Source organism: Pleionea mediterranea, from assembly GCF_003148745.1.
Classification (GTDB): domain Bacteria; phylum Pseudomonadota; class Gammaproteobacteria; order Enterobacterales; family Kangiellaceae; genus Pleionea; species Pleionea mediterranea.
The window spans coordinates 185,618-192,821 of sequence record NZ_QGGU01000004.1 but is presented as its reverse complement, the minus strand read 5'-3'; the positions used below and the strand labels follow the sequence as shown (position 1 = coordinate 192,821).

Sequence of the window (7,204 nt, the reverse complement as noted above, 5' to 3'; positions counted from 1 at the left end):
CGATGTAACGATGCACGGTTAGCAGATAGTCTTCACTATCGACCAACGTCGATTTATACCGTCCTTCCCACAACGTTCCAGTCCGTGAGTAGGTATGATTGATGTATCCGACATAACTGCGACCTATTGCTTGCATCATCCGACTGTTGCCGGTTTCATTGTTTGGGGTGGTTAACAGGTGCACATGGTTCGTCATCAGAACAAAGGCATGGATCGATACTTTGTACTTCGCACTCGCCTTTTTCAGCAGATCTAAGTAGACCTTGTAATCGGCCTCTTCGAAAAAGCACGCTTGTCGGTTGTTGCCTCTTTGAATGATGTGATGAGCACAATCATCCATGTAAAGACGGGGTAATCGAGCCATGCACATCCTTGTTGATCAATTGTTTGAAGTGAATAAAGAATAAGCTCAATTCACCTCAATATCAAACACTCTGACCCTATTGATTTTCTATTGATTTTAATTGATACCTTCTGCTTTAAATCCTGCGATTCAGAAGATCGAGTAAAATTCAAATAAAAGGTCTTTCCTGCGACATCAAAATCAAAACCTTGAAAATCGTAACAGTTGTGAAGATCAAAATAATGACCTTAACAACTCAAGCCAATTGCCTGAACTACCAAAATTTTTTTTCCATGCCTACCGATCCTGCCGTTCAAGGTATTTACGTAAAGTTCGAATATCATCTTAAGTAGAGGGTCTTAGCGTAGAATTCTTTTTATTCAATACTGAACGCGCACCAGTAACGTAACCATAGAGCTAATAAAAAACTTTTTAATTGCATTCAACTCTTTGTAATACCTTTAAAATCTCCATCAACTTCTGAATGAAAAATAAAGTACACAATAAAAAATATAAAAAAGAAAATAAATGCACCTACTATACCAAATATAAAACGAAGAGTAATTTCTACTGTGTTACCGATAGTATCTCCAAAAATCACAACAAAGAAACAAACAATGGCTATATTTAAAGTTACAATAAGTGCATACTTGAAACATTTTTTAAAATAGTTTCTATTAAACAACTTCATAATTAGTCCTCGCGCTTAACGGTTTCGTTGTCTACTGTTTTCTTCGCTAGCTCACCAGTTGCTTTATTTGCTGTATCTAATGTCTTTCCTCCACCGAAAGTCTCTTTAAGCATGCTAGAAATAGCTCCAACTGGAATCAATGGGGTCAGAGTTTGATCATACTGCCGCTTCCAATACTGCTCTGACTTACGGTCTCCACCGCACGGACGAGGTTTTACTGCACGCCCGTTTCTTGCTCAATTTGTTGAAAGTCAAACACTCTGTCCTATTGATTTTTAGAGAAAATATTACCTTATAAATCAATACTTATATTTAGTAAAAAGCCATACTAAAAAACATATTATTGACAGAAGAAACAACGTGAAAATAATATACACAATATCAACTTTACTCGTAGTGTATGGATCAATCACTGAGATACTTGGGTCGCCATCTTCATAAAATATAACAAGCTCTTTTCCAACAGGATAATTATTTATTATTTTTTCAGCTTCTTCTTTACTATCATAATTTTGATTATCAAAATTCAAGTTACTATTTAAAAATACTTTTCCATTCACTTCATATGAATATTCAATAAAATATTCATATGACTTTTTCCCAGGATGGTAATGATACTTTGATTTTATTATAAGGCCGCCTGCCTTTTTATAATTAATGTTTTCTTTAAAAAAACTACCTCTAATGTCTTCGTAATTCACCCAAAACAATAAAATAGATGCAGCAAATAATGAAGCACTTAATTTGAACCAATAATATTTCATATCTCTAATACTTATCGCTTATGCATGATGATGTTTTTGGTCTAGGTTCAGCACCAACAGTCGCACCAACTTTATATCAATATAATTGGAGAAAGCCTTTCTTTGCCGCTCCACAATTTTTAGCATCATACGAAATTATCTATAAAGATATTGAAATTATGATTTTCATATCACTTAGCCAGATAGACATTTCAACTAATTTAGAATCTGCTTTGCTCCCAGTAATCACTTAAACCTAAACTGCCAATTACCTTCCTTTTTTTAACTCCTTCAAGCTCATTAAACTCCTTTATACTAATTGAGTTCAATTTCATATAATTTCTAATACGATGTCGAGCGACTATTTAAAAAAATAAGCTACCAATTAAAAGCGCCCCATATTAATATAAAAAATTATGATTAGCATTTCAGCAAGCCCACCTGTAATTAGGCTAAAAATAAAAAGCACTCCATTTATAGGCAACATAAATAAAAAAACTTCCTTAGCAGATAGCATTAAAACTAAAAATATTATTTTAAAGTTATTCAACTTAAAGCTCTTTTATTTCATTTCTAACGGCGTCAGATGTACCTGCGACTAATCATATCTATTGCTTTATTTGCTTACTTCTCAGTAACGCATAAAACATCATCTCATAAAGTATCCAGAGACTTTCACATTAAACTTTTCATTTGCTGTACTTTCTATATATCTCTTGCTTATCTTCTTTGTTTAAAACAATAAAACTTTCATAGTCAATACTTTCTAACGTACATATTTTTTTATCTCTTATGTAGCCAGCAATATCAACCATTAATGCGCTAAAAAATATAATACCTGCCGTCCAAAAAAACACAAATATTATTCTATTAAGGGTGAAATCAATATTTAACAAACATGCAAAATACTCAAATATATACATACTTATAAGAAAGATAACCGCCAAAGTCGTAAAGGTTATAGAGTAAACCAGAGCATGAAGCAATGCTCTGGCTTTTTTAGGAATCTTCATATAATGCAATTTTTACTTTTTTTTAATGCTACGATAAATGGTTTCTTAATTATGTAACATTATCAGCGCCAGAAAATGAAAAGTAAACAAACGAAAGCCCAACCAAAAATAAAGTTAATATTACCCCAAAATAAAGTACTGGAGCCTCATTCAAAGAATATTCAATAATCCTTAACTGTACTTTTCCTTCAATCATTCCTTGAAAACCATTATAAATAGCAAATAACCCAAGTACTAATAAGAATATATTTGGCTTGCGTAAGTTAATTTTCATTGTAACGATGCACGGTTAGCAGATAGTCTTCACTATCGACCAACGTCGATTTATACCGTCCTTCCCACAACGTTCCAGTCCGTGAGTAGGTATGATTGATGTATCCGACATAACTGCGACCTATCGCTTGCATCATCCGACTGTTGCCGGTTTCATTGTTTGGGGTGGTTAACAGGTGCACATGGTTCGTCATCAGAACAAAGGCATGGATCAATACTTTGTATTTCTCACTCGCCTTTTTCAGCAGATCTAAGTAGACCTTGTAATCGTCCTCTTCGAAAAAGCACGCTTGTCGGTTGTTTTAAGTATCCGTTAAACTGGGGGAGGTTCACTCTGACCCTATTGATTCCGAAGAATCTACCACTAATATAGACTCTTCGTAATCCTCCAACTCATCTGATAACCACTGCTCGCCAACTCGATGCATATGAAACTTTACTTTCAGACCAAATTCATCCAATGACAATATTGCAATCAATTTCTTACTCTCTTGGATATCATTCCACTGAGAAAACACATTGCGAACAAAAGACACTGCCTGTTCTAAATAACCGTCCTCAACATAATCGTCTATATTTACTGAGTTAATAAAGCACTCATAGCCAGTTTTGTCAGGAAAATCGTTGATTGATGTATTCGTATCAATCTCAAGACACTTTCCAAGAAAAAAGCAGCCATTCTGGCCTTTAAATCCAGATTCTGTAATCTCACAAAGACTACGATCTAGCTCAACATTGTCCAACAACAGATTACTGTACGCTTTCGACATTTCTGAGTTCATCGTAAACATATATTATTCTCCAAGGTACTTAGTCATTGCTTTATCAATTGCGCCTTTAAACTTTTTGTCATTCAACATTTTATTTACAGATTTCGGAGCATCTCGGAAAGAGTTCGTCTTGGGTTCATACAGATATTTGTTATTTTTATTATCTTGATAGTGAACTTGTCCCGGTCTTTGACCTGGATTAGGGTTCTCCACATCAATTCTTTCTTTACCTTTGCCTTTCCACAACGTTGTATTCGCAGTCTTAGTTCCGTTAGCACCAAGCATTCCTCCCTTTGTAACATTACAATTATGCACCAACACATTCTGCTTAGTCACATAATACGTATGAAAATCAGCCACTGTAAAGTTGTAGGCAACTTGCTGTTTCTTTAAGTCCTCTATCGATAGTACTTCAAAACTATTACCTTCTTTATTCTCAAAGTTGTCACCTGGTATTAAGTCAAGAGTATCGACCCATCCTTTATCTTTTACGAAAAATGGATGACTTGATGTTGCATCAATAGTCTGAATTAAATCTTGCTTGGTTTTAACAGATACACGATAGATTGGTTTTTTATCAACGACCCAGGTTTTTGTAACAGGCTTCCAGCTATAATCACCTGTATCAACATTTTTCGCCCAAACCAAATCACCTTCAACTATATTTTCGATGGCGGTATATCCCGACTTTCACAGAACTTCGGTGCTTGCAACAAAACAACTTAATTGACAAGGTGAGCTGTCAGACTTTTTATTCATCAACTTCCATCGATAATCAATAGGATCAGAGTGACCTTCCCCATTTACCTGTTAATAAAGAAGCTCACTAACTTACTGGTATTCAACTGCAGCCCATAAATTCTGGGGTCAGGTCTTTCTTTGCCACTCTACCTTTTTCAATAGTCGACTCACCGTGCTGTAATGACACCCCAGGAACTCGCCTATTTCACGTTGGCTGTAGCCACCGGAATAATAGGCTTCTGCAACAGCTATATCTCGCTCGTACTGTTTAAAGTAAGTCGATAGCGCAAATACCTTTTTACGCTGTTTTTTAGGAATTTCAGATAAGCTGGCTTGCTGCTCTTTCGGCAAATGGCTAAGCGCTTTGGTCACAAACTTATCGCTGCCCAGGACCAGTTGCCCCTGGAGATTCTCCAGTGGTGAGTCGTTGCCTATTCCATCACTCACAAACTGCTTGTATTTCTCTTTCGCTCGCTTTCGTTGTTTGCCAAACTGGCTCAGTACCCAGTCTGTATTCAACCATTCTTGCGCCGACCGTTGACCCGTGGTGTCGCGATAGCTGCTCCAGCGATATTCCGAGGCGTGCTCTACCATGTTGGCTCTGATGGGATTCAGTACCACGTATCGACAAAGCTCCAGTAAATAGCTGTCTTTATCGACTAATATGGCTTTAAAACGCCCTTGAAACACATGCCCCACCCGCTTTTTGGGACGCGTTTGGTTAAACCACTGCGTATAAACACCGTTCAGATGACGCATTCCTTTGGACAGCGTGCTATCTAATGTCTCCACCATGAGATGATAGTGGTTATCCATCAGGCAGTAAGCATAAACCTGCCATTGATAGCGCTCACAGGCTTTTTCCAATATCGACAAGAATTGATGACGGTCATCATCACTATGATAAATCGACTCTTGAGCATTCCCGCGCGAAGTGATGTGGTATATCGCTCCGGGGTATTCTATTCGGATAGGTCTCGCCATAATGAGCAAAGACTAGCAGGCCCTATGTGGCAATACAAGACCTGACCCTAATAACTTTTAAACGGTTTAATCCTGACAATTTTTCCCAAAGGCAAAAAATTTAAAGATGTCGATACTCAGTCGATAAAACGAGTAATGTGGCTGCTTAATAATCGTCCTCGAAAAAGCAGAAGAAATCTAACTCCGAATCAAATATTGAACAAGCAATTTGTACCACTGATATAACACAATAGGAAATTGCACTTAATACTTGAATTCAGGATACTTTCAGGTAGTTTAAACTCAAACAGTTTATCGGGGTTTACTCTTTTTTCCTTCTATGCATTTGATATAATTTTATCATGGATAATATAAGCATTATATATCCAAAAGAAGCAACACCCCAATTCGTAATCGAGTGATTTCGCATAAGTTTTTTTTCGTCAACAAACTCTTTTCCATCGATATAGAGCTGTTGAACGAGTCCTTTTCTGCTAAACAGCACCCTAACGTCCTTTGCGTTCTCAACACGATTAAAGAATTGTTCACAGCTACTTGATAATAACGGCAGCATTAAAAATCCATTATTAATATAAAAATAGACTTTGTCGGATTTACTTTTCTTTTTACATTCGTAGGTGAATGAGTCAAGTGGCTTTATCTCCATATTACTAGTATCCGTTAATTTATCGTTTAACGTGAAATATAAACTCCATATTGCACTGAGGATAAAAAAAACTACCCACTGAATTTTATTCCTCATTGTTAAGCCCCCCTTCTATGCCATTATATGTTGACTGTAACCCTGTAGCAGTGTCTACTCCTCCCATAACACGTTCTGAACGTGTAGAAGTACTCCATATCAGTGACGTACTGCCATTCAAAAAGCCAACTAATCCAGTTGAGATATCAAAAGTTGATTTTGCATTTTTCCCAAAAGTATTTGCTGCATTTTCTTCCGCACCAACTCCTAAAGCAATGCGTTCTGCAGTTACTTCAACCAAGTGTATACCTTTTCCTTCATTTGCACCTGCTAAAGCAGTAGAGCCTTCAATTGCAGCCACACCTCCTCCTACCGCACCTATTCCGGCTATAACTCCACAAGGCTCTGCAATGACACATATTGCCACAGCAGTTGAACCTACTACTACCTTACCTATATTTGCAAGATCACGATTGTCTTTAGCTCTTTGAAACTCTGCATTCCTTAGCCATGCTTCATGAGCTAACGAATTATTGATTTGCTTATGCGAAAATGGAATTAGCCCTGCTTGATTTTTGGGTGACTTCCCATCCGGATCAACATACTTATACGGATTATTATTCGCATACACATACCGATTAAACGAATGCACATCGCGATAGCGTATAGGATCCAACGACATAAACCGCCCAGCTTCCGGATGATACCAGCGGGCTTGCATGTAGGTTAAACCTAACGACTTATCGTCTTTATGCCCGGTAAACCCTACATTATTATCCGTATCTTGATTGGTGAGCTGCTTACCAAAGGGTTGATAGTCCTCACGCCATTTCACACTGCCATCTTCGTTGGTCGCCATTATTGGTGAACCTAAATGGTCGGTATGGATAAAGGTGATGGTTTCCTTTTTTGCCTGACTGACAACGGATACCATTGCCAGTACAAACACCATAAGAACTTTTAA

At 37.1% G+C, this 7,204-nt stretch carries 10 protein-coding genes and 1 pseudogene; 1 reads left to right on the top strand and 10 read right to left on the bottom strand.

What is annotated here, in order from left to right; translation table 11 throughout:
- The 3 genes from C8D97_RS06450 to C8D97_RS06440 form a co-directional block, all read right to left on the bottom strand.
- Positions 1–340, bottom strand: a 340-nt coding sequence (locus C8D97_RS06450; protein WP_245411411.1) for a transposase, incomplete at its 3' end; no start/stop codon positions are given.
- Between the two features lie 445 nt (positions 341–785).
- Positions 786–1,034, bottom strand: coding sequence for a hypothetical protein (locus C8D97_RS06445; protein WP_109762932.1), 249 nt, complete (start codon positions 1,032–1,034; stop codon positions 786–788).
- Positions 1,035–1,333: 299 nt separating this feature from the next.
- A complete protein-coding gene (locus C8D97_RS06440) occupies positions 1,334–1,798 on the bottom strand; it encodes a DUF3592 domain-containing protein (protein WP_109762931.1) in 465 nt (154 codons plus the stop codon).
- A gap of 20 nt (positions 1,799–1,818) precedes the next feature.
- Here C8D97_RS06440 and C8D97_RS18010 point away from each other — a divergent pair, with 20 nt between their 5' ends.
- Positions 1,819–2,031, top strand: a complete 213-nt coding sequence (locus tag C8D97_RS18010; protein ID WP_146196093.1) for a hypothetical protein — start codon at positions 1,819–1,821, stop codon at positions 2,029–2,031.
- 435 nt (positions 2,032–2,466) lie between these two features.
- Here C8D97_RS18010 and C8D97_RS06435 read toward each other — a convergent pair whose 3' ends face one another.
- The 7 genes and pseudogenes from C8D97_RS06435 to C8D97_RS06400 all read right to left on the bottom strand — a co-directional run.
- Positions 2,467–2,790: a hypothetical protein gene (locus C8D97_RS06435; protein ID WP_109762930.1), complete on the bottom strand. Its 324-nt coding sequence runs from the start codon at positions 2,788–2,790 to the stop codon at positions 2,467–2,469.
- Between the two features lie 49 nt (positions 2,791–2,839).
- Positions 2,840–3,064: a hypothetical protein gene (locus C8D97_RS06430; RefSeq protein WP_109762929.1), complete on the bottom strand. Its 225-nt coding sequence runs from the start codon at positions 3,062–3,064 to the stop codon at positions 2,840–2,842.
- Positions 3,054–3,308 carry a transposase gene (locus tag C8D97_RS06425; protein WP_245411410.1) on the bottom strand — a complete coding sequence of 85 codons (255 nt, stop codon included), beginning with the start codon at positions 3,306–3,308 and terminating at the stop codon, positions 3,054–3,056. The genes C8D97_RS06430 and C8D97_RS06425 overlap by 11 nt, the downstream gene beginning before the upstream one ends.
- 84 nt (positions 3,309–3,392) lie before the next feature.
- The gene (locus C8D97_RS06420; RefSeq protein ID WP_109762928.1) at positions 3,393–3,854 is read right to left on the bottom strand and encodes a hypothetical protein; all 462 of its coding nucleotides are present in this window, start codon (positions 3,852–3,854) and stop codon (positions 3,393–3,395) included.
- A gap of 3 nt (positions 3,855–3,857) precedes the next feature.
- Positions 3,858–4,508 (bottom strand): annotated as a pseudogene (locus C8D97_RS06415) (polymorphic toxin-type HINT domain-containing protein); the annotation flags it as partial.
- A gap of 192 nt (positions 4,509–4,700) precedes the next feature.
- Positions 4,701–5,558, bottom strand: a complete 858-nt coding sequence (locus tag C8D97_RS06410; protein ID WP_109762926.1) for a transposase — start codon at positions 5,556–5,558, stop codon at positions 4,701–4,703.
- 731 nt (positions 5,559–6,289) lie between these two features.
- Positions 6,290–7,204: RHS repeat domain-containing protein (locus C8D97_RS06400; protein WP_210204875.1), on the bottom strand; the 915-nt coding region annotated here is incomplete at its 5' end.

Bases quoted from the DNA above. Each gene is read 5' to 3' on its own strand.
- C8D97_RS06435 (WP_109762930.1), bottom strand. From the start codon at position 2,790: ATGAAGATTCCTAAAAAAGCCAGAGCATTGCTTCATGCTCTGGTTTAC.
- C8D97_RS06430 (WP_109762929.1), bottom strand. From the start codon at position 3,064: ATGAAAATTAACTTACGCAAGCCAAATATATTCTTATTAGTACTTGGG.
- C8D97_RS06440 (WP_109762931.1), bottom strand. From the start codon at position 1,798: ATGAAATATTATTGGTTCAAATTAAGTGCTTCATTATTTGCTGCATCT.
- C8D97_RS06420 (WP_109762928.1), bottom strand. From the start codon at position 3,854: ATGTTTACGATGAACTCAGAAATGTCGAAAGCGTACAGTAATCTGTTG.
- C8D97_RS06445 (WP_109762932.1), bottom strand. From the start codon at position 1,034: ATGAAGTTGTTTAATAGAAACTATTTTAAAAAATGTTTCAAGTATGCA.
- C8D97_RS06410 (WP_109762926.1), bottom strand. From the start codon at position 5,558: ATGGCGAGACCTATCCGAATAGAATACCCCGGAGCGATATACCACATC.
- C8D97_RS18010 (WP_146196093.1), top strand. From the start codon at position 1,819: ATGCATGATGATGTTTTTGGTCTAGGTTCAGCACCAACAGTCGCACCA.